This window comes from Segatella copri, from assembly GCF_026015625.1.
In the GTDB taxonomy this organism is placed as follows: Bacteria; Bacteroidota; Bacteroidia; order Bacteroidales; family Bacteroidaceae; genus Prevotella; species Prevotella copri_H.
The window spans coordinates 558,040-580,994 of record NZ_JAPDVG010000001.1; the positions used below are offsets into that span (position 1 = coordinate 558,040).

Sequence of the window (22,955 nt, forward strand, 5' to 3'; positions counted from 1 at the left end):
CATTTTTTTTTGTATTTTTGCAGAGTTTTAGAACATGCATAGCCCGAATGATGTTTCTTCGGGTTTTTCAAAATAGAAATAAAATAAAAAATCATTATAATGAACGTTTCATACAAATGGCTTAAAGAATACGTCGATTTCGATTTGACACCACAGGAGACTGCGGACGCGTTGACCTCTTGCGGACTCGAAGTTGACGCTTTGGAAGAAGTTCAGTCTGTCAAGGGCGGACTGAAAGGTCTCTATGTGGGTAAAGTATTGACATGCGAGGAGCATCCTAATAGTGATCACCTCCATGTTACAACCGTTGACTTGGGTAAGGGCGAACCTCAGCAGATTGTCTGTGGTGCTCCTAACGTTGCTGCAGGTCAGAAGGTTATCGTGGCTGATTTGGGCTGCGTGCTTTACGATGGCGACCAGAGTTTTACCATTAAGAAGAGCAAGCTCCGTGGTGTAGAGAGTCTGGGTATGATTTGTGCTGAGGATGAGATTGGTGTAGGTACCTCTCACGACGGCATCATCGTACTCCCTGAAGATGCTCCGGTAGGTCAGCCTGCTGCTGAATATTACCATCTGGAGAGCGACTGGCTCATCGAGATTGATATCACAGCCAACCGTGCTGATGCGCTCGGTCATTGGGGTGTAGCCCGCGACCTGTATGCCTGGTTGAAGCAAAATGGCTACAAGACAAGCTTGCATCGCCCAACTTGCGATGAGTTTGTGGTAGACAACGAAGATTTTCCTATCGATGTTGAAATCCAAAATACTGAGGCTTGCAAGCGTTATGCCTGTGTAAGCATCACCGGTTGTGAGGTGAAGGAAAGTCCTAAGTGGTTGCAGGATAAGCTGAACATCATCGGCTTGCGCCCTATCAACAATATCGTGGATATTACCAACTATATCATGATGGCATACGGCCAGCCATTGCACTGCTTCGATGCAGACATGGTTACCGGTCATAAGATTGTAGTTCGTACCCAGCCAGAGGGCACCAAGTTTGTTACTCTCGATGGCGAGGAGCATACCTTGGGTGAGCACGACCTGAGCATCTGCAATGCTGAGGAGCCTATGTGTATCGCCGGTATCTTCGGCGGTAAGGGTTCTGGTACTTACGAGACAACCAAGGATGTAGTCTTAGAGAGTGCTTACTTCCATCCTACATGGATCCGCAAGAGCGCTCGCCGTCATGGTTTGAGCACAGATGCCAGCTACCGTTTTGAGCGTGGTGTAGATCCAAACGGACAGATTTATGCATTGAAGCAGGCTGCTATCCTCTGCAAGCAGTTGGCAGGCGGCAAGATTTCCATGCAGATCAAGGATGTATATCCAGAGCCAATGCAGGATTTCCCAGTTCGCCTGAACTATGAGTATGCGCATCGCCTCATCGGTAAGGAGATTGGTGCTGAGACCATCAAGAACATTGCCACATCTCTTGAGATGAAGATTGTGAAGGAGGATGCTGAGGGCATCGACCTCCTGGTTCCTGCTTATCGTGTAGACGTTCAGCGTCCTTGCGACGTAGTAGAGGATATTCTCCGTATCTACGGATATAATAATGTGGAGATTCCTACCCAGTTGAAGAGCTCCCTGACTGTTCAGGGCGATGAGGACAAGGCTTATCACAGCCAGAACCTCGTGGCAGAGCAGTTGGTAGGTGAGGGCTTCATGGAGATTCTCAACAACTCTCTGAGCAAGGCTAGCTACTATACCGACTTCGACCTCAACAAGTATCCTAACGAGACAACCGTGAAGGTGATGAACCCATTGAGTGCTGATCTCGGTGTGATGCGCCAGACGATGCTGTTCGGTGGTTTGGAGAGTGTGGTTCGCAACATCAACCATAAGAGCCAGAACCTGAAGTTCTTCGAGGTGGGTAACACCTATATATATAATAAGGAGAAGTGGAGCGAGGAGAGTCCTATCAAGGCTTACTCTCAGGAGGCTCACATGTCACTCTTCATCACCGGTAAGCGCGTAGAGGGCAGTTGGGCTCATGCTGATGAGCAGAGCAGCATCTACGAGCTGAAGGCTGTGGTTGAGAATGTTCTCCGTCGTGTAGGTATGCCACAGAACAACGTGGTTATCAAGCACAGCGACAATAACATCTTCTCTAAGGGCGTAAGTTACGAGACCCGTGCCGGTAAGGTGTTGGTCGAACTGGGTATCCTGAGCCTGAAGTTGAAGAAAGCATTCGATATTGAGCAGGATGTATTCTATGCCGATATCCACTGGGATAACCTGATGAAGGCAGTGAAGAAGGTGAACCTTACTTACACCGACATCAGCAAGTATCCTTCAGTGAGCCGCGACCTTGCATTGCTCGTAGACAAGAATGTAGAGTTCGCTCAGATTGAGCAGATTGCCCACCAGACAGAGAAGAAACTTCTGAAGAGCGTTGTTCTCTTCGATGTTTATGAGGGTGAGCATTTGCCAGAGGGCAAGAAGAGTTATGCCGTTAACTTCATCCTGCAGGATGAGGAGAAGACTCTGAATGACAAGCAGATAGATGCTATCATGAAGAAGCTCATAGCCAACCTTACAAGCAAGCTCAATGCAGAATTGAGATAATGCAGAAGGTGCTCAATGCAGAATTAAGATAATATTATAAACAAACGATAAACATTTAAAATTTTATTCCAATGGGAAGAGCATTTGAATATCGTAAAGCTACAAAGCTGAAAAGATGGGGCCACATGGCCAAGACATTTACTAAGTTGGGTAAGCAGATTGCTATCGCTGTAAAGGCAGGCGGTCCGGAACCAGAGAACAACCCAACATTGCGTGCTATCATCGCTAACTGTAAGCGTGAGAACATGCCTAAGGATAACATCGCTCGTGCCATCAAGAACGCTTGTGGCAAGGATACCAGCGATTACAAGGAAGTAACATACGAGGGATATGGCCCTCACGGAGTGGCTGTCTTCGTTGATACTCTGACAGACAACACTACACGTACTGTTGCTGACGTTCGTTCTATCTTCAACAAGTTCAGCGGAAACTTGGGTACAACAGGTTCTCTGTCTTTCCTCTTCGACCACAAGGCTGTGTTCACATTCAAGAAGAAGGAAGGTCTGGATATGGATGAGATGATTCTCGACCTGATCGACTACGGCGTAGAAGATGAGTTTGATGAGGATGAGGAGAACAACGAAATCACTATCTATGGTGCTCCTACAAGCTTCGGTGAAATTCAGAAGCACCTGGAGGCTGAGGGTTTCGAAGTAACTGGTGCTGAGTTCACTTACATCCCTAACGATTTGAAGGATGTAACTCCTGAGGAGCGCGAAACTATCGACAAGATGGTTGAGAAGTTGGAAGAGTTTGACGATGTTCAGACTGTATACACCAACATGAAGCCAGAAATTCCTGCAGACGCAGAATAAGCATTATGTTGCAGCAAGACAAACAGGATAAGTTGCAGAAGGTAACTTATCAGACTCATGGCACCTGCTCAAAATACATCTGCATCAGTATAGATGAAGATGGAAATGTGCAGGATGCCCAGTTCATTGGAGGCTGCGATGGCAATACCAAGGGTGTTTGTGCTTTGATTAAGGGCATGAAGGCAAAGGAGGTCATCGCCCGACTGAAGGGTATCACTTGTGGCAATAAGCCTACAAGCTGTCCAGACCAGTTGGCGACAGCTTTGCAGGAAATGGGATATTAATAGTGTTTTAGGCACGGATTACTAGCTAGTAATCCGTGCCTTTTTACTACTAGTACTCCGTGTCTTTTCTAATACTTGAAGATATCATCCAGCAATACCTCCTTCGGGTTCTTAGCCGAATGATATACGAAACGGAAGGTGAAATGCTCTTCCTTATATTTCTTCAGACCAGGGTTGTTGTCCAGGGCTTCCTTCTGAATCTTATGGAGTTTTTCCTTGTTGGCATCAATCGCCTGCTTGTTATCCGCCTTGTTTCTCAAAGAGATGTAGTACGTATACATCTTCTTGGTTTTATCAAATGCAGCACTGTCAGTCCTGGCGTCGTTGACGTATGGAGTAGGACAGTATTTTTCTGTATATTCCTTGGCTTCACGAGCCGCTTTGTCCTCCAGACTTTCTGTACAAGAAACGAGCAAAGAAGCAAAAATACCGATGTAAATCAACTTTTTCTTCATGATTTTTCTACTTTTTATCTAAAAATCTCTATTATTTTCAATATTTTGTGCAAAGATACGAAAAAAAATACTATCTTTGCACTCTAAAGAGAGAAAAATTATATGGAGAATATAAATAAAATAAGAAATTTCTGCATTATTGCACATATAGACCATGGTAAAAGTACCTTGGCAGACCGACTTCTGGAGAAGACTCAGACCATCAAGATAACTGAAGGACAGATGCTTGATGATATGGATTTGGAAAGAGAACGTGGTATCACAATCAAGAGTCACGCTATCCAAATGGAATATAAGGCAAAGGATGGACAGACCTATATCCTGAATCTTATCGACACTCCGGGACATGTTGACTTCTCATACGAAGTTTCCCGTTCCATCGCTGCTTGCGAGGGAGCACTGCTGGTTGTTGATGCCACTCAAGGCGTTCAGGCACAGACCATTTCAAACCTCTATATGGCTATCGAGCACGACCTGGAGATTATTCCGGTAATCAATAAGATAGATATGCCTTCAGCTATGCCTGATGAGGTAGAAGATGAAATAGTAGACCTGATCGGTTGTAAGCATGAGGATATTCTCCGTGCTTCAGGTAAGACCGGTGAAGGTGTCGAAGATATATTGGAAGCTGTCGTTAATCGTGTTCCTGCTCCGGTAGGAGACGAGAAGGCACCGCTTCAGGCTTTGATTTTCGACTCTGTATTCAACTCTTTCCGCGGCATCATCGCCTATTTCAAGATAGAGAATGGCGTGATCCGTAAGGGAGATAAGGTGAAGTTCTTCAATACCGGCATGGAATATGATGCTGATGAAATCGGTGTATTGAAGATGGATATGATTCCACGCCAGGAATTGGGTACCGGTGAGGTAGGTTATATCATCTCGGGTATCAAGAATGCTACCGAGGTTAAGGTGGGTGATACCATTACCCATATCGCCCGTCCTTGTGACAAGGCGATTGCGGGTTTCCAGGAAGTGAAACCTATGGTCTTCGCCGGTGTTTATCCTATCGATCCTAGCGATTACGAGAATCTGCGGGCATCGCTCGAAAAACTGCAGCTCAATGATGCTTCATTGACTTTCTCGCCAGAGAGTTCTGTGGCTTTGGGCTTCGGTTTCCGTTGCGGATTCCTCGGTTTGCTCCACATGGAAATCGTACAGGAGAGACTGGACCGTGAGTTTAATATGGATGTCATCACTACCGTACCTAACGTATCTTATATGGTATACGACAAGCAGGGCGGTGTGAAAGAAGTTCACAATCCTTCCGGATTGCCAGACCCAACGCTGATAGACCATATTGAGGAACCATATATCCGGGCAACCATCATTACGGCAACCAATTATATTGGACCTATCATGAAACTCTGTCTGGACAAACGAGGCGAACTCATCAACCAGGAATATGTGAGTGGAAACCGTGTTGAGCTCCACTTCATGTTGCCGTTGGGAGAAATCGTCATCGACTTCTATGACAAGCTGAAGAGTATCTCCAAGGGATATGCTTCGTTCGACTATCATATCGATTCATTCCGTCATTCCGACCTGGTGAAACTCGATATCCTGTTGAATGGAGAGCCTGTAGATGCATTGAGTACTTTGACTCACCGCGATAACTCTGTGAGCTTCGGCCGCAGAATGTGCGAGAAGTTGAAGGACCTGATACCTCGTCAGCAGTTCGATATTGCTATCCAGGCAGCTATCGGTGCCAAGATCGTGGCACGTGAGACTGTTAAGCAGGTGCGCAAGGATGTTACTGCCAAATGTTATGGTGGTGACGTAAGCCGTAAGCGCAAGTTGCTGGAGAAGCAGAAGAAGGGTAAGAAGCGCATGAAGCAGATTGGTAATGTGGAAGTTCCACAGAAGGCCTTCCTTGCTGTGCTCAAACTCGACTAATGATTTAATATAAGTATAATGGAAAAGGAGGTTAAGTATTATGGCAGACTTTAAAGTAATTACCCCTAAGCGTGATATTGCGCGCGAATTGGCGCGTAAATATAGTACGATGACTTATGATGAGCTCGATGTTGTGGAAGATATCCTTGAGCCTATCAAGTATGCCAAGGGCGAGATGATCTTGCCTGAAGGTGAACAGTGCATGGGTATCTCGTACATCGAGAAGGGATTGGTGCGCCAATTTTACTTTAAGAATGGCAAGGAGGTGACCGAACATCTGGGTGTGGATCATACCATCTTTATGTGCATTGAGAGCCTCTTTAAGGAAGAGCCTACTCACCTGCAGGTGGAAGCTTTGGAGCCTACGCTGGTGTATATGCTACCGAAGAAGAAGCTGGAGGCGGCTGCTATGCGTAATGTTAATATCCAGATGCTTTATCGTAAAATATTGGAAGAGAGTTTGATTCAGTCTCAGATTCATGCCGATCTGATGCGATTTGAGTCGGCACCTAATAAATATAAGCGCCTGTGCGAAATGAGCCCACAGGTGGTTCTGCGTGCTCCGCTCACCTATATCGCAAGTTATCTGCAGATGACTCCGGAAACGCTGTCCAGAATCCGCTCGAATACTTTATTATAATTTATAACTTATAAAAAATGGTGTGACTTCAAAACCGAAGTCACACCATTTTTTATTTCATAATACAGGTTCTTGCTTTACTCTGCCGTATAGAGGAATCGCTTGATGCTCTTCTTAGGAGTCTTTTCAAACTCATCTTCATGTATACGTATTTCTGATACTTTGCTGTAAGCAGGAATCATGGTGTTGAGTTCCTGGCGGTTCTGCTCCATGACATCTGCCAGTTCGTTGGTACCGAGATTCAGGGTCTGAGCTTCATCATAGTCTGGGTGAACCAGAGCAATGAGCTTGTTGCCCTTCTGTACAACCACGCTTTCCGCTACCAGAGCCAAAGAGTTGAGCTTATCCTCAATCTCCTCAGGGTAGATATTCTGACCGTTTGCGCCGAGCAGCATGTTCTTGCTACGACCCTTGATGAAGACGTTGCCGTCACCATCCATGGTTCCGAGATCGCCTGTATGATACCATCCGTTCTCGTCAATGGTCTGCTTGGTAGCTTCCTCATTCTTATAGTAACCCAACATTACGTTAGGACCCTTGGCAAGGATTTCGCCCGGTACATTCTCAGGATCAGGACTATCGATGCGGACCATCATGTGGAGGGCAGCCTTACCGCAAGAGCCCGGTACGAAGTTTTTGTAATCCTCGTAGCAGATGATAGGGGCACATTCTGTTGCGCCATATCCCACGGTATATTTGAAACCTACGCTATGGAGGAAACTTTCCACTTCCTGGTTAAAGGCTGCACCACCGATAATCACCTCGTAGAAGTTGCCACCGAAGGCATTGGATACCTGGTCGCATATCTTCTCCTTCACCTTCTTGCTGATTACAGGCATGTGGAGCAGCATACGCATGCGGTTGTTCTGGATCTTAGGGAATACCTTCTTGCGGATAATCTTCTCGATAACCAGAGGTACAGATATAATGACGGCTGGCTTGATGCGGCCGAATGCCTCGGCAATGATGGCTGGACTAGGGATGCGGGTGAGATAGAAGATGTGGCAGCCCTTGATGAATTCGAAGATAAATTCAAACGCCATGCCGTACATGTGGGCCATCGGCAGGATACTGATGATAGAATCTCCCGGCTTGATCTTCTTACCCAGTACGTCCTCAGCAAAATCTGCATTGCCCCAGAGTGCACGGTATGGAACCATTACTCCCTTGGAGAAACCGGTAGTTCCGCTGGTATAGTTGATCATAGCCAACTCATCCGGATTCTGTTCCATATAGTAGTTGACATGGTTTTTGCGGAAGTACTTAGGATACTTGATACCGAACATCTCGTTGAGGTGTTCGCGCGCATAAGTCAACTTGTCGGTACGTGAAACGACAAGTGAATAATCCGGTATATAGATGATGCCTTCAAGACCTGGCATCTTCGTTGCATCAATCTGTGTAGCTACAACATCACCCACAAAGAGCAGTTTGGCATCGCTGTGGTTTACGATGTTGTGAATCTGGTCTGGCATGAATTCATGCAGGATAGGTACGGCAATGGCACCATAGGTAAGGGTAGCAAGGAATGCTACAGCCCAGTTTGCGCTATTTCGACCGCAAAGTGCTATCTTGTCGCCCTTTACTACACCAGAGTTCTCAAACATGATGTGTAGCTTCTCAATTTTGCGTGCTACATCATGGTACTGCAAGGTTGCTCCCTTGTAGTCTGTCAGAGCATCCATATCCCAATGGTCTACGATGCTCTTTTGGATTAGTGCGTTAAAACTTGGAATCTCCATATTCTTGTTATTTAACGATTTGCTTTTTTATATTTTTCTCGTACTGAAGTCCGTTTGCTGATGATAGACCTTATCTGCTGATGGTCTGTCAGCAGATAGGGCCTGTCTCTAGATTGCGTTCTGATAGAGGTAACGCTTGATAGACTTCTTGGCTGTCTTTTCAAATTCCTGATTATGAAGTTTGATGCGTGACACCTTTGCGAAGCTAGGTATCTGCATGTTCAGTTCCTTGCGGTTCTGCTCCATGATGTTCTCCAGGTCTTCGTCTGTAAAGCCGAGGTTGTTAACTTCTTCCATATCCGGATGAACTAGAGCTACCAGCTTGTCATCGCTCTGTATTACGATGCTCTCGTTGACCATAGCCATGGAGTTGAGCTTGTCCTCAATCTCTTCCGGATAGATGTTCTGTCCGTTAGGTCCCAGCAGCATGTTCTTGCTTCTGCCTCTTATGAAGATATGTCCGTCGGCGTCCATCGTTGCCAGGTCGCCTGTATGGAACCATCCGTCTTTATCTATTACGGCATCTGTTGCCTCCTGGTTCTTGTAATAGCCCTTCATCACATTGATGCCGCGGCAAACCAGTTCACCGGCTACGTTCTCCGGGTCATCGCTCAAAACCTTTACCTCCATGTGCTTCACGGCAACACCACAGCTTCCTGCCACATAGTTGTCCTGATGGGCAAAGGTGATAAGTGGAGCAGTCTCAGTGGTACCATATCCCATTGCGATAGGGAAACCTACGCTGATGAAGAAGTTCTCTATCTCCTTGTTGAGCGGAGCACCACCCACAACAACCTCGTAAGGACGTTCGCCAAACTTTCTCAATACAAACTCGCGAACCTTCTCCTTGATGCGCTTATTGATGACAGGCATGTTCATCAGCAGTCGTGCACGGTTGGTTTGGATATGTGGGAATACTTCCTTTCTTACAATCTTGTCTACTACAAGCGGCACCGCATAGAGGATGTCTGGCTTGGTTTCTGACAACGCCTCTGAGATGAGCGTTGGGCTCGGCAGACGGGTAAGGAAGAAGATATGGTTACCCAATACTATATTGAAGAGAAATTCTGTCATGAGTCCATACATGTGAGCCATCGGAAGGGTAGAAAGGATGTTGCAGTTCTTACCTATCTTAGGTTTCACTGAATCGATGAGGTAGTCGAGATTACCCCAAAGTGCTCTGTATGGGAGCATCACACCTTTTGAGAAACCGGTAGTTCCACTGGTATAGTTGATCATTGCCAGTTCTTCTGGATCGTCTACGTGATACTTCACGTGTTCTGGTCTGAAATACTTAGGATATCTGTGTCCGAACATTGCATTGAGGTTCTCGCGCGCATAAGTCAGTTTCTCAGAGCGCGAGATGACAAGCGAATTGTCCGGAAGATAGATGATTCCTTCCAGCGAAGGCATCTCCTCTGGTGTTATCTCTGTAGCTACCACGTCACCAACGAACAGAAGTTTGCTTTCGCTGTGGTTCACGATGTTGTGAATCTGCTCAGGCTTAAATTCGTTCTGTATAGGTACGACAATAGCTCCGTATGTAATAATGGCCAGGAAGGCTACTGCCCACTGGCTACTATTTCTTCCGCAGACGGCAATCTTGTCGCCCTTCTTTACATCGCTGTTTTCGAACAGGATGTGTAGCTTCTCAATCTTTCTGGCAATATCGTGATATTGGAGGGTTGCGCCCTTGTAATCGGTGAGCGCATCCAGATTCCAATTCTTGATAATGCTGTTCTCAATATACGAGTTAAAACTTGGTATTGAATTCATTGCACAATTTACAAAATTTTGTGCAAAGATAATGAAAATAGTGCACACTGCAAAATAAAATGTGCACTATTTTCAAAAACTATATAAAATAATTATTTTTTTTCCTTTTTAGTCTACATATTGTGGTGTTATAGACTGTATTTTACTCATATCTCATTGATTTGGCTGGATGGATATGAGAAATCAGGTAGCTTGGTGCTACGAGCATGAAGATGCATATCAGCAGCGTAGCAATGTTCAGGGCTATGATGGCAAGCCAGTTGAATTCTACCGGAACGGTACTTACATAATAGGTCTGTGCATCGAGTTTGAGGATGCCTGTAAAGTACTGGAGGGTAAGAATGCCGAGGGCGATGGCATTGCCCAGAAGCATACCCTTGCCGATGATGAAGACGGCAAACCACAGGAAGGTGTGGCGGATGGTCTTGTTGCGGGCACCCAATGCCTTCATTACGCCTATCATGGAGGTGCGTTCCAGAATGATGATGAGCAGACCGCTGATCATGGTGACGCCGGCTACTATCAGCATCAGACCGAGAATAATCCAGACATTCAGATCCATCAGACTCAGCCATTGGAAGATGTTTGGATTCAGGTCCTTGATGGTAGAACTGCTGTAGGTTTCGCCATAGTGATCTACCGTGCGGTTCACCTTATTAATAATATAATCTTCAGTCTCGTTGAGCTTGTTGAAGTCGTTAACGGTCAGTTCTGCACCGCTCGCCTGGTCTTCTTCCCATCCGTTCAGCTTCACGGCAGTATAGAGGTCGGTGTATACCATTACCTCATCATACTTCTTCAGGTTGGTCTGATAGATACCCTTGATGGTGAAGCGGCGCATACGCACTCCGTTGCCATCAAAGAAGTAGGCAAAGATGCGTTCTCCCGTCTTCAGCTTCAGCTTATCAGCCATCAGCTGTGAGATGAGAATCTGGTTATGGCTCGCTTTGTCATCAAACTTAGGGATACTGCCTTCTATCATGTTCTGATGGATAAAGGTAGAATCGAAATCAGGTCCTACACCTTTGAACATGACGCCCAGGAAATCGCTGTCCGTCTTCAGGATTCCCTCTTTCATGGCAAATTTCTGCACATGTTTTACGCCAGGTATCTTTTTCAGTACGTTGACCATCGAGTCGTTCATGACCACCGGATACTGGTTTTGCTGCTGCAGCGTCATGAAGTCTGCCACCTGTATATGGCTTCCGAATCCTATTACCTTGTCGCGTATGGTATGCTTGAATCCGAGCACTACGCATACCGACATAATCATAATGGCGAGTCCGATAGCAACACCTGCAGTGGCTATATGAATAGCAGGGCGAGAAACTTTACGTTTATCGCCCTGATCGCTATATAATCTCTTTGCTATAAATAGAGGAAAATTCATCTTTTGTAATGTTGAATGTTGAGTGTTGAGTGTTGAATGTTGAATGTTGAATGTTGAGTGTTGAATGTTGATAGTTAATTTAATCTTTGTGTCCGTTAGGCAACTCAACATTCAACACTCAACATTCAACATTATTATAGTCCTTCGTCTTCCACTCTTCCCGGATAAGCCTCAAGTGCCTTACCCAGAACCACCAGGGCACGCTCCAGATCGTGTTTCTTCAAGACGTAAGCTACACGAACCTGATTGTGACCGGCTCCCGGAGTCGTATAGAAACCAGAGGCTGGAGCCATCATGATGGTTTCGCCCTCGTAGTTGAATTCCTCCAGACACCAGCGGCAGAACTTTTCAGAATCATCGATAGGCAGTTTGGCTACGGTATAGAAGGCTCCCATAGGAATAGGAGAGTATACGCCAGGAATACGGTTCAAGCCGTCTATCAGGCACTTACGGCGCTCTACATACTCATCGTATACATCGCGGTAGTACTCTTCTGGAGCATCCAGAGAAGCTTCGGCTACAATCTGACCAATCAGTGGAGGAGAGAGACGGGCCTGGCAGAACTTCATCACCGCCTTGCGGATTTCAGCATTCTTGGTGATGAGGGCACCTACACGGATACCGCACTCACTGTAACGCTTCGAAACAGAATCGATGAGAACCGTGTTCTGCTCGATGCCTTCCAGGTGCATCGCACTGATATAAGGACTGCCGGTATAGATATACTCACGGTAAACCTCATCAGAGAAGAGATAGAGGTCGTACTTCTTCACCAGGTCACGAATCTGATTCATCTCTCTGCGGGTATAGAGATAGCCCGTAGGGTTGTTAGGATTACAAATCAGAATGGCACGTGTGCGCTCATTGATCAGCTCCTCAAACTTCTCCACCTTAGGCAGGGAGAAACCTTCTTCTATCGTTGTGGCGATGGTACGGATCTTGGCACCCGCCGAGATGGCAAACGCCATATAGTTAGCGTAAGCAGGTTCTGGTACGATAATCTCGTCGCCAGGGTTGAGGCAGCTCATGAAAGAGAAGAGTACAGCCTCAGAACCTCCCGATGTAATGATGATATCATCGGCAGTTACGTTGATGTTGAATTTCTTATAGTAATCTACAAGCTTCTCGCGATAGCTGAGATAGCCCTGACTTGGAGAATACTCCAAGACCGTGCGGTCTATATGCTTCAAGGCATCTAGGCCACATTGAGGAGTTGGAAGGTCAGGCTGACCGATGTTGAGGTGATATACCTTTACTCCACGTTTTTTTGCTGCGGCAGCCAGAGGAGCCAACTTTCTGATAGGTGACTCTGGCATTTCAAGACCGCGTACAGATATTTCTGGCATCTTAAAATATTGTTTCTTTCTATTAATTATCCGTGTCGAAAATTGAATTCTATGACCTTCTGGTCTTTTCAATTTACGCTATTCGGCTGCAAAGATAAGAAAATTAGATGAGAATTGAGAATAACTTTCGGTTAAATTTTATTTTTTGATTAAAAACTCTTTAAATATGTCGCTCTTTGCTTTCTTTTTTATAACTTTGCACTTAATTTCAAGAAATGTTATAAGATTATACTAATTAATTAAAATAAGTAAGAAGAAAAAATATGAGAAGTAGAACAAGTACATGGTTTGAGACCAAAGTGAAATATCAGAAGACAATGGAGGATGGTTCAGAAAAGGTTGTTTCTGAAGCATACGTAGTAGATGCTTTGAGCTTTACCGAGGCTGAGAGCGCCATCATCGATGAGATGTCGGTTTATGTAAGCGGCGAGTTGAAGGTGAGCGGTATCGGTAAGGCTGGCTACGGCGAAATCTTCTTCAGCGATGTGGATGATGATGATAAGTGGTATAAGGCTAAACTCCAGTTCATCACAATTGATGAAAAGAGTGAGAAGGAGAAGCGCAGCAATGTTACTTATCTTGTTCAGGCTAAGTCTCTCGCCCGTGCCCTCCGTTATATTGATGAGGTGATGGGCAAGACCATGATAGATTATGATGTAATTGGTTTGAACGAAACCAAACTGATGGATGTATTCGAGCACCATGTTCCTAACGAGAAGAAAGAGGAGAAGAATGATGTGCCTGAATACGAGGAGCAAAAATAATTGAACTATGTATGATGTAAAAGGAAATCTCCATGAGGTGCTGGGCAGCTTGCCTGCCGGTGTCCGTCTCGTTGCCATCAGCAAGTTCCATCCCAACGAGTATATCGAGGAGGCTTATGCTGAAGGACAGCGTATCTTCGGCGAGAGTCATGAGCAGGAACTCGCCAAGAAGGTGCCTTCGCTCCCTGAGGACATTGAATGGCACTTCATCGGTCATCTGCAGACTAATAAGGTGAAGTATATCGCACCTTATATCTCGATGATTGAGTCGGTAGACAGTCTGAAACTTCTCAAGGAGATTGAGAAGCAGGCTGCCAAGCACGATCGTGTGGTGAAGGTTCTTCTGGAACTTCATCTGGCAGAGGAAGATACCAAATCGGGTCTTTCTCTTGATGCTTGCCGTGAACTTCTGGAGGCTGGCGAATGGCGGGAGATGAAGCATGTGCAGATTTGTGGCATCATGATGATGGCATCTAATACGGATGATGAGCAGCAGATAGCTCAGGAGTTTGATGAGGCTGCCCGGTTCTTCGATGAGGTAAAAGCCAGATACTTTGCCGATGATGATGCTTTCTGCGAGCGCAGCTGGGGTATGAGTCACGATTATCATATTGCCGTCAAGCACGGCAGCACGATGGTTCGTGTAGGTACCACCATCTTCGGTCCTAGAATATATTAAAATCTCAAGTTTCGCAAATAAGCTCCACACGCCCTGAAAGGGCAGAAGCTCTTAGCCCAGGGCATCGCCCTGGGTAATTACGGACACAAACTTGTCGCCCTGTAAGGGCAAAAGCTTTAAAATACTGTGCAATGTACAAAGCTTTTGCCCTTACAGGGCGTCTTGCTGATTGCCATTATACCCAGGGCGATGCCCTGGGCTAGGAGCTTTTGGGCCTTCAGCCCGTTCTTGAACCACATGCGAAAGTTCAGTATATTAGTATATTATCTTCTGTCCCTTGCTGGTGATGTAAATCTTGCCCTTTTGTGGAACGGCAACCTTTCTGCCTTCCAGATCAAAATAGGCTGTCGGGCTGTCTTTACCGATGATGACCGAAGAGATTCCGGTAGGAGAGAAGTTCTTGAGATAATCGAAGGTTACCAGACCGGTTGCTTCATCCTTTGTGATGTTGTAGAGCGGATGACTCGTATCAACACTGTTGTTCAGGGTGATACTGGTCAGACAGTTCACCTCATACTCTGTAGCAGAGCCCGCCTTGTAGGTTGGGAACGGGTCGTTCTGAAGACTCGTTATAATATCAGCATCGCTAACTTTCTTGTTATAGCTGTTGTATACCATTCCGTCTGCAGGAACAATCATGACCCTTGGCTTACCTGTCGTGTTGTTGGGATTATCAAACAGATTAACCGAAGTCTTGTCATCGTAGTCGATGCGCCATACCAGCAATCCGTAACCCAGAGCCTCCTTGTACCATCCCTCGTTTCTGATATTCTGCAGCAGCAGGTATTCGCCCTGGCTGTTGGCTATAATCTTGTATGCATCCGATGCCTTGTCGTATGGTTCCAGCTTTATCTGCTGCGCCTCGGTATCCGAAAGGAGGATAGGCTGTTTCCGTCCTACGATGCTCTTCTCCCATGGTGAATAAGGGATAGGCTGGTAGCCGTCAGCCTGATAACTGCCCATATCCATGACGTCCCAATATTCAGGACTCTGGTTATGGTCTGTGATGCCGTTGGTAGGATAGATGTCTGGCAAACCGAGGGTATGCGAAAACTCATGACAGAAGAGACCGATACCATTGATGTAGTATTTGCCGTTTTTGGTATCTGCAGGCGTATTGTTCAGCTCGTTGTTGATGCCGAATCGGCATACTGTTTTCCCGTCATAGGTTCCCACTCCTACGGTACCCGATTTCGGCCAGAGGCAATCGCTTGAATTACCTGAGATGCTTTCAGAATAGCCGGCATAGATTACATATACGAGGTCTACATATCCGTCGCCGTCGCTGTCGTAATCGGCAAAGTTAACCTTGGCGTTTACCTGCTGGCAGGCTTCCTTAATCATCTGAGGATAGTTGGTGTCACTTCCGTCGTCAACTCCGTTCTTGCCATAATAAGCAGAATTCTTGCTTACCGTAACAGGACCCACTACATCAAACTGTGGTATAAACTGGTTATCGCTCATGTCAGCGAAATACTGCTGTACGCTGCCGTAGTTCTGGCAGTAAGTCTCGTTGGTGATAAACACTTCTTTATCAGCCTCAGGCATAGCTTCTCCTTTTTTTCCGTTAAGGTAATGGTTGAATGTTGCAACCGGATCCTTACTCTTGAACTTCACATCCTGAAACTGCACTAGGAGTACCAATGCCTTCGGACTTCCCTTATGAGGGAAATAGCTTGGGCTCCATGTGCCTATTTCTGATGCTCTTGTAAGATTCTCTGAAGAGAAAGCACGGGTCTTTCGGGTGTTCAGCTCTTCGGCAGTTATCTTTTCGTATTTTCCGTCTTGGGTTTCCCGCATGGGCGTACCGTCCAGCAGCATGTAGTAGTGGAAGGTTTCGTCGCCATGCAGGGTAGCACATGCCATGGTTCCATCAGCCAGCATAATCTTGGCGATGCCCGGTTTAGCCTTTACGGCATAGAGATTGGCGATGCCCAGGAAGGCGAGCGCCAGAGAGATGATTGTCTTCTTCATAAACAGTTAGGGTAGATGGGGTTTATTTATAAAAGTATTGCCCTTTCTTCTGAGTCTGGCGTCCAAACTCGATGGCGTGATGCGGACAATGGTGATAGCAGGTGAAGCAGGTGAGGCAATCCTTGTGATGCAGCCATTCCGGATATTCTCCATGACCGCCCTTGATATCGCCTACAGGACAGACGTTGGCACAGATGCCACACTTCACGCACTTGTCTTTCTCCACATGAAACCGCTTGTCGGTGATGAGCACCTTCTCAAAGAATCCGCCCACAACCTTGGTGAAGAACCAGGGGATAGGACCTTTTACCAGACGGTTCACGCCCTCTTTCCTGTCGAATATCTCTTCGCAGATAGCCGCCAGTTCCTGTGCCGATTTCGATTTCTTATGAACTTCGCGCTCCTTCGGATCAACATCCATGAAAGGAAGTCCCACATAAGATTCCGGCATGATGAGCGAGTAGGAAGCAGAAACCTCCGTGATGCCCAATGCCTGAAGCGATGCATTCAGCGCAATCGTATTGTTGAGGTTTTCGATGGTGAGTCCGATGCTGTCGCCTGCAGTACAGACGCAATAGGCGAAAGGATGTTCCCTGAACGTCTTCTTGTCTTTAGCAGTAGCATCAGAAGTTTCTCTCAGTATCTTCATCTTCCTGATAAACTCCCTTACAAGGCGTGGAACTCTCCAGCCATGTACGGGGAAAACGAATCCGAGCCGTTCATTCTCTTTCAGAATAAACGGCTCGGCTATATTGTGGCTTGAATCATCCGCCCGCATATAAGGGGCGATAGGAATCAAGTCTTCGTGTGTAGCCGCTGCCAGTCTGGCTGCTGCCCACTTGGTATTTCCAGTTCCGGAGAAATAGAAAATCATGCTTACTTTTAAATATGTATTGAGCTAGATTATTTCTTTTCTGTCATAACACCTTCTATATAAAGACGTGACATTTCTACATTGCCGTTAGAACGGACGGTGATGCTCTTCTTGAAATGACCAGGGAACATGCCCTTGCCGTTATAGGTAACACTAATCTGTCCCTTCTCGCCTGGAGCGATAGGCTTCTTGGTGTAAGAAGGTATGGTACAGCCGCAGCTGGCAATAGCCTGGTTGATAATCAAAGGCTTGTTGCCCACATTGGTGAAGGTAAAGGTAGCCTTCTGTACCGGGTTTGACTCTTCGAACGAACCGAAGTTGTGTATCAGTTTGTCGAACTTAATCTCTGCCTGAGCAGATGCAGTAGCTACAAGAGCCACCAGCATAGTGAGTGTCAATATGATTCTTTTCATCTTCATATCCTTTCTTCTTTTTTATATTTTCTCTTTAATTTGTTTCTTATTTTTATTTAATTGGATGCAAAAGTACATATAAAGTTTAGTATTACGTTACTTTTTTACATTATTTAAAACAATTATGCCTTATATTTCATGTTACAGCCTTCTTTTCAGTGGAAAAGTGGGGGCGCAATACTCCTCATTATGAAGACGTTTGCAGATTCCGGAACAAAAAGTCCCCCAACCTTAATCACTTAAGATTGGGGGAGAGCGTAGAAAAAATAATAAAGTATGAACAATATCAACAGAATAGGGGGCTAAATGTGGAATTTGATTTCATTCAGCCAAGCCTGAACACTGAAGCAGGGACAGGACTTGTGGACGTTCGGGAGATCACGATGACCTAGGATCTCGGCTTCGGGATAGTCTACGCACAGACTCGTCAGGAGATTCTGGAGCGACTGCTTCTGAGCCTTCGTACGGGTATCTGCCGGATTGCCGTCGGCGTCGAGACCGCCTTCGTAACAGATGCCGATACTGTGTGCATTGAAATGGCGGGCGTGGGCGCCGATTTCTGACTCGGGACGTCCGGGGTAGATGACGCCGTCTTTCGTGATGTAATAGTGATAACCGATGCTGCGGAAACCACGGGCTAAATGACAGGCTTCGAGCTTTTCGAAGGTGAAGTCCTGCGTGACGCGGGTGGCAGAACAGTGAATGACAATAAGTGATATTTTTCTTGTGTTTTTCATAGTGCTGAATCTTTAAAGGGTTGATACTACTGGCAGCTCTGCACACAAAAGGCAGAGGCTACGGCGGTGAGAACGGTAATGACGAAATTCAGAATTTTCTTGAGTGTTTCTCTTTTCATTTTCATTTGATTTAAGGTTAATAAATGGATTGGGGGCTCGGATTTCCTATATCCGGGCGATACTGGAGAAGGAAGGCTGACAGGATGAGCAGATGGGCTTGATAGCGCGTGTTTCAATGATGCTTGCTATATTTATGAATAGCCGGGGGTGCTATAGCCGAATCCCGGACTGCATCCTGTCTAAAACCTTCTTTCTTCATCTACTGGCGAGGGGGTTACTCCAGGCCGTCGCTACCATCGGAGCCGCTGCTCTCGGTGTTGCCTGATCCGCCAGTCTGTGTTGAGTCGCCACCCTGGTTTGTGCCGCCACCCTGGGTGGTATCGCCTGTGTTATCCTTGCCGCCGTCTGGTGGAGTAACATCTCCTGTTACGGCTGTAGCCTTCTTCAGGGATGCATCGAGGTTCAGACTGTTTGCCTTGAACTCACCGGTGCCACGGGCACGGAGCTTCAGTCCGGCAATGTTCTTGGTGATACTGAACTCCTTCTCGGAGGCAGCACCTTCCTTGTTCTTGATGCCGATGCTGAAAATGGCGAGGTCGGGAATCTTCACGGCGATACCCTGCAGAACCAGTTCTCTTACGCAGCTCACCATGTCGGTGAGCATACCCTTGATGGCTCCCTTTGAGAACGGTGTGTTGTGACTTTCCATGTGCTCTGCGAGTTCATCAAGACCATAGGTCTGGGTGATTACAGGGTAGGCGAAAAACTTGCCGTAAGCGGCGCTCAACTTCTCGTTGACATACTTCTTCAATGTGTACAGAATCATAGTGTCTTCATTTTTAAGGTTAATAAATTGTGTTTGTGTAGTAGGGGGCGCTGCGCATTGCCTCTTGGTGGTATGAGATGTTATCTCTGAACCACAATGCAAAGATACGAAATCGGTGAGGGGTCAACTCACAGTTGCTCATACTTGCTCATGTTTTTTCATACTTTTTCATAGATTCTTTTTTGGGGGGAGTTTATAAGCCCACTGAACTTTCGCAAGTAAGCTCCACACGCTCTAACAGTGCAGAAGGTGCTGTGGTATAAGTCCGTATACGGACTTGCGAGCTGTTGATTTATGACACACCCTCTTTTGGGCCTTCAGCCCGTACTTGAACCACATGCGAAAGTTCAATCAATTATTTGCATGTTTTCGTAAATGTTTTGAGAATATTTTACCTTTTTCTGAAATTATTTTCGTACTTTTGCAAGCGTATTTCAGATTTGCTGAAAGTGGATGTAAACGATTTGTTGAACAAAGAATGTATCAAAGAATGATGAACGATATATTGAAACAGATAAAGGCTGGCGAGGTGTCGGGTGTGCAGTTCAAGGAACGCATTCTCGACAAATACGATATTGCCTGTGAGTTAGTGGCGTTCAGTAATTCACATGGTGGCAAATTGGTAGTTGGTATAAAGGATAAGACCGGAGAAACCAATGCCTTGTCGTATTCTGAGGTACAAGAAACAACCAACTTGTTGAGTGACATTGCTTCAGAAAACGTAGTGCCATCCATTCTGATAAAGATAGATACTATAGAAGTTGAGGATGGAAACTTGGTTGTTGCTACTGTGAAGGAAGGACTCAACAAGCCTTATCATGACAACAAGGGAATCGTATGGGTGAAGAATGGTGCCGACAAGCGTAAAGTGTTCGACAATGCTGAACTTGCAGAAATGATGACCGACTGCGGTAGTTTTGCACCAGACGAGGCTGGTGTTAGGGATGCAACTGTCAACGACCTTGATGCAACGACCATCAAGCAGTTTTTGGGCAACCGTTTTGATAGAGTGTTGGAAAAGAAAGGCTTGACAGGTGACGCTTTTAATGAAGCATCACTTGATATGATATGCTCTGCCATCGCTAAGGGGCATGACTGTGAGAAGATACTTCGCAATCTGCGATTTATCCGTCCTGATGGTTCACTGACCGTTGCTGCCATGCTTCTGTTTGGCAAATACACCCAGCGCTGGATGCCAATGATGACAGCCAAGTGTATTTGTTTTGCAGGCAACAGTGTCGGCAGCAAGATATTCCGTGACAAGGTGAATGATGCGGATATGGAGGGAAACCTGCTTCATCAATATGACACGATCATGGATTTCTTCACTCGTAATCTGCATAATGTGCAGGTTGGAGATGAATTCAACAGCATGGGTAAGTTGGAAATACCTTACACAAGCTTGGTTGAGTTCACGGTAAACAGCCTTGTACATCGCTCGTTGAACATGAAAGCCCCTGTTCGCATTTTCATTTTCGACAATCGTGTTGAGATTCACAGTCCTGGTGCATTGCCTAACGGACTCACTATTGATGACATCAAGGCAGGAACCTCTATGCCTCGCAATATGTTCCTTTTTAACAATGCTATATACTTGCTGCCATACACTGGTGTTGGTAGCGGCATCACTCGTGCACTGGACGAAGATATCAATGTCACGTTTATGAATAATGACAAGGCACAGGAATTTGTCATCACGGTTTGGAGAGAAGAAAGTAACCAAGTCGAGGGGGAAAGTAACCAAGTCGGTAACCAAGTCGAAGAAAAAAGTAACCAAGTCCAAGACTCTGACACTCGACTTAGACACTCTGGCACCGACTTAGACACTTCCGAGAACGACTTATACACTCGACTTAGACACTCTGGCACCGACTTAGACACTTCCGAGAACGACTTAGACACTCGACTTAGACACTCTGACACTCCAAAAGTGTCATTGTCTAACAAGCAAAGGGACATAGTAAATTTCTGTTCTGTTCCTCGAACCACCAAAGAGATACTTGACAGAATTGGAGTCAGCATGCATTCCAAGAACCGTGAACGTTACATCACCTCCCTTGTTGCAGCAGGATATTTGCAGATGACCAACCCTGAAAATCCTACGGCAAGCAATCAGAAATACAAGAAAGTAACAATAAAATAGTAAGAATGATAGACTCTTTATATTTCCTTCAGTTCGCATGTTTCATCTTCATGCTCATCAATGCCCTTATCCTCGGCATCACCCACCTGCACATGAAGTGGACCAACCGACGCTATGAGTGGTCACGCTGGATGATACTTGCAGGTATGACGGGACTTGCCATACAATATCTCTTGCAGATGCGCTTGGGTTTTCGTGCGAAAAGCGATGACTTGGGAGCTATTTTCAACATTCTTGTCTATACCCCATGCATCACTACTATCGCCATGGGCATATACAACATTGAGGCGACCCATGCCAACCGCCGAAAGATGAACATCGTCTGCGCTTGCATTTATGCCGCCATCATAGCAGTTTTCTGCATAGGCTACAGCAATAGCGGAAGTCTTAACATTGGCAACTGGCTCTATGCGATGCTCGTATTGTTCGGCACAAACGTAGCGTATTGCATCTATATGATTATGATTGAGATGCGGAAACGCAAGAAAATGTTAGAGCTGATGACAGGTGGCGACATGCTGCCCTACGTGCGATATGCCCGAGCCAGTGTCTTCGCCCTGTTCTTCTCTACCCTTACCATGCCTTTCGTCATCCTCTCTACCACCTTATTATATATAATAGGTCCGTTGGCTCTGCTCACTATCCTTTTCTTCAACCTGAGTTTCGTGGCATTGGGCTACAATTTCGTTCCTACCGAGGAACTCTTAGACAATGAGGCTGAAGAATGTGCAACCATAGCAGATGAAGAAACTGAAATGGGGTGGGTATCTTTGGAAAGCTCCAATGGGCAGGATGCAGAACTTGCAGACGGTAAAGAAAACTTACAGTCGTTTTCTCAGGAGCGTCAGATGTTCATCAAGGAGAAGCTCGACAAGTGGTGTGCTGATTTGGGCTACAAAGACACCACAGTAAACATGTTCACCCTGTCACGCTCGCTGAACATTTCCAAGAACGAGTTATCACGCTACTTCACATCATGCCTTAATTCCACCTTCCGCATCTGGCTTGCCGAGGTACGTTTCGAGGCAGCAAAGAAGATGATGCTCGACTATCCCGACTACAACAACGACATCATTTCTGCCGAATGTGGCTTCTCTTCACGCTCCTATCTCTATCGCATATTCAAAGAGAAAGAAGGTTGCTCTCCAACTGTCTGGAGAGCGAAAATACAATAAAATCACGCCTTAGGTGTCTACTTCCCCCACCAAGTAGACACCTATTTTGTAGGAAGTAGACACCTAAGTGGGGGAAGTAGACACCTTTTTCCGAAGAAAAACACTATCTTTGCACCATGGAAAATATAATAGAAACTTTCATGAAAGAGGAACAGGCTATTTTTATAGTGGCATTGTGTCTTCTGTTGTTCGCCATAGTCATGGGCTATGCCATGGTTCAAGACTACAGGATATATCTTGATGAAAACTACAAGGCTCGCTACAGCTTCTGTGATTTCATCAAGAGAGAAAGATTCTATATCTATCTGTTTCTCGGACAGACTTTCGTCATCATCCTGGGATTTACTGTATATCTGATGGCAATGAGAGAAAATATGTAAGAAAGTATAATAATAATA

General features: G+C 45.8%; 21 protein-coding genes. 10 read left to right on the forward strand and 11 right to left on the reverse strand.

The window, feature by feature from the left end; translation table 11 throughout:
• The first annotated feature begins 99 nt into the window (after positions 1 to 99).
• The 3 genes from pheT (at position 100) to ONT19_RS02425 (ending at position 3,667) form a co-directional block, all read left to right on the forward strand.
• Complete coding sequence (gene pheT, locus ONT19_RS02415) at positions 100 to 2,568, forward strand: phenylalanine--tRNA ligase subunit beta (protein WP_264952375.1); 2,469 nt, start codon at positions 100 to 102, stop codon at positions 2,566 to 2,568.
• Between the two features lie 71 nt (positions 2,569 to 2,639).
• Positions 2,640 to 3,383 (forward strand): YebC/PmpR family DNA-binding transcriptional regulator, encoded by a 744-nt coding sequence (locus ONT19_RS02420; RefSeq protein ID WP_117587314.1) that lies wholly within the window; start codon positions 2,640 to 2,642, stop codon positions 3,381 to 3,383.
• Positions 3,384 to 3,388: 5 nt separating this feature from the next.
• Positions 3,389 to 3,667 (forward strand): TIGR03905 family TSCPD domain-containing protein, encoded by a 279-nt coding sequence (locus tag ONT19_RS02425; RefSeq protein ID WP_006846971.1) that lies wholly within the window; start codon positions 3,389 to 3,391, stop codon positions 3,665 to 3,667.
• A gap of 68 nt (positions 3,668 to 3,735) precedes the next feature.
• On the opposite strand, the gene ONT19_RS02430 is transcribed toward ONT19_RS02425, so the two are convergent.
• Positions 3,736 to 4,122 (reverse strand): hypothetical protein, encoded by a 387-nt coding sequence (locus tag ONT19_RS02430; protein WP_264952374.1) that lies wholly within the window; start codon positions 4,120 to 4,122, stop codon positions 3,736 to 3,738.
• A gap of 102 nt (positions 4,123 to 4,224) precedes the next feature.
• Between ONT19_RS02430 and lepA the strand changes: the two genes are divergently transcribed.
• Positions 4,225 to 6,018: a translation elongation factor 4 gene (gene lepA, locus ONT19_RS02435; protein ID WP_022120308.1), complete on the forward strand. Its 1,794-nt coding sequence runs from the start codon at positions 4,225 to 4,227 to the stop codon at positions 6,016 to 6,018.
• A 40-nt stretch (positions 6,019 to 6,058) separates the two neighbouring features.
• Positions 6,059 to 6,658 (forward strand): Crp/Fnr family transcriptional regulator, encoded by a 600-nt coding sequence (locus ONT19_RS02440; RefSeq protein ID WP_117729167.1) that lies wholly within the window; start codon positions 6,059 to 6,061, stop codon positions 6,656 to 6,658.
• Positions 6,659 to 6,735: 77 nt separating this feature from the next.
• Here ONT19_RS02440 and ONT19_RS02445 read toward each other — a convergent pair whose 3' ends face one another.
• The 4 genes from ONT19_RS02445 to ONT19_RS02460 form a co-directional block, all read right to left on the reverse strand.
• A complete protein-coding gene (locus ONT19_RS02445; protein ID WP_264952373.1) occupies positions 6,736 to 8,400 on the reverse strand; it encodes an AMP-binding protein in 1,665 nt (554 codons plus the stop codon).
• Between the two features lie 108 nt (positions 8,401 to 8,508).
• Positions 8,509 to 10,176 carry an AMP-binding protein gene (locus ONT19_RS02450; RefSeq protein WP_264952372.1) on the reverse strand — a complete coding sequence of 556 codons (1,668 nt, stop codon included), beginning with the start codon at positions 10,174 to 10,176 and terminating at the stop codon, positions 8,509 to 8,511.
• Between the two features lie 142 nt (positions 10,177 to 10,318).
• A complete protein-coding gene (locus ONT19_RS02455) occupies positions 10,319 to 11,566 on the reverse strand; it encodes an ABC transporter permease (RefSeq protein WP_264952371.1) in 1,248 nt (415 codons plus the stop codon).
• 134 nt (positions 11,567 to 11,700) lie between these two features.
• Positions 11,701 to 12,912 (reverse strand): pyridoxal phosphate-dependent aminotransferase, encoded by a 1,212-nt coding sequence (locus ONT19_RS02460; protein ID WP_006846964.1) that lies wholly within the window; start codon positions 12,910 to 12,912, stop codon positions 11,701 to 11,703.
• Between the two features lie 263 nt (positions 12,913 to 13,175).
• On the opposite strand from ONT19_RS02460, the gene ONT19_RS02465 reads away from it, so the two are divergent.
• Positions 13,176 to 13,676, forward strand: coding sequence for a DUF4494 domain-containing protein (locus ONT19_RS02465; RefSeq protein WP_203068793.1), 501 nt, complete (start codon positions 13,176 to 13,178; stop codon positions 13,674 to 13,676).
• Between the two features lie 7 nt (positions 13,677 to 13,683).
• A complete protein-coding gene (locus tag ONT19_RS02470) occupies positions 13,684 to 14,355 on the forward strand; it encodes a YggS family pyridoxal phosphate-dependent enzyme (RefSeq protein WP_264952370.1) in 672 nt (223 codons plus the stop codon).
• Positions 14,356 to 14,610: 255 nt separating this feature from the next.
• Here ONT19_RS02470 and ONT19_RS02475 read toward each other — a convergent pair whose 3' ends face one another.
• From ONT19_RS02475 to ONT19_RS02500, 6 genes are all read right to left on the reverse strand, one after another.
• A complete protein-coding gene (locus ONT19_RS02475) occupies positions 14,611 to 16,329 on the reverse strand; it encodes a M6 family metalloprotease domain-containing protein (protein WP_264952369.1) in 1,719 nt (572 codons plus the stop codon).
• A gap of 22 nt (positions 16,330 to 16,351) precedes the next feature.
• On the reverse strand, positions 16,352 to 17,203 hold the full coding sequence (locus ONT19_RS02480; protein WP_264952368.1) for a ferredoxin family protein: 852 nt from the start codon (positions 17,201 to 17,203) through the stop codon (positions 16,352 to 16,354).
• A 29-nt stretch (positions 17,204 to 17,232) separates the two neighbouring features.
• Positions 17,233 to 17,616: a DUF1573 domain-containing protein gene (locus tag ONT19_RS02485; protein ID WP_022122030.1), complete on the reverse strand. Its 384-nt coding sequence runs from the start codon at positions 17,614 to 17,616 to the stop codon at positions 17,233 to 17,235.
• 302 nt (positions 17,617 to 17,918) lie between these two features.
• Positions 17,919 to 18,353: an N-acetylmuramoyl-L-alanine amidase gene (locus ONT19_RS02490; protein WP_022121070.1), complete on the reverse strand. Its 435-nt coding sequence runs from the start codon at positions 18,351 to 18,353 to the stop codon at positions 17,919 to 17,921.
• A 26-nt stretch (positions 18,354 to 18,379) separates the two neighbouring features.
• Positions 18,380 to 18,472 (reverse strand): smalltalk protein, encoded by a 93-nt coding sequence (locus ONT19_RS02495; RefSeq protein ID WP_167529916.1) that lies wholly within the window; start codon positions 18,470 to 18,472, stop codon positions 18,380 to 18,382.
• Positions 18,473 to 18,687: 215 nt separating this feature from the next.
• Positions 18,688 to 19,239 carry a DNA-binding protein gene (locus ONT19_RS02500; protein WP_117587305.1) on the reverse strand — a complete coding sequence of 184 codons (552 nt, stop codon included), beginning with the start codon at positions 19,237 to 19,239 and terminating at the stop codon, positions 18,688 to 18,690.
• Between the two features lie 490 nt (positions 19,240 to 19,729).
• On the opposite strand from ONT19_RS02500, the gene ONT19_RS02505 reads away from it, so the two are divergent.
• The 3 genes from ONT19_RS02505 (at position 19,730) to ONT19_RS02515 (ending at position 22,937) form a co-directional block, all read left to right on the forward strand.
• Complete coding sequence (locus tag ONT19_RS02505; protein ID WP_437183484.1) at positions 19,730 to 21,382, forward strand: RNA-binding domain-containing protein; 1,653 nt, start codon at positions 19,730 to 19,732, stop codon at positions 21,380 to 21,382.
• A 5-nt stretch (positions 21,383 to 21,387) separates the two neighbouring features.
• Positions 21,388 to 22,557 (forward strand): helix-turn-helix domain-containing protein, encoded by a 1,170-nt coding sequence (locus tag ONT19_RS02510; protein ID WP_264952367.1) that lies wholly within the window; start codon positions 21,388 to 21,390, stop codon positions 22,555 to 22,557.
• A 116-nt stretch (positions 22,558 to 22,673) separates the two neighbouring features.
• On the forward strand, positions 22,674 to 22,937 hold the full coding sequence (locus ONT19_RS02515) for a hypothetical protein (protein ID WP_153093107.1): 264 nt from the start codon (positions 22,674 to 22,676) through the stop codon (positions 22,935 to 22,937).
• Positions 22,938 to 22,955: the final 18 nt, after the last annotated feature.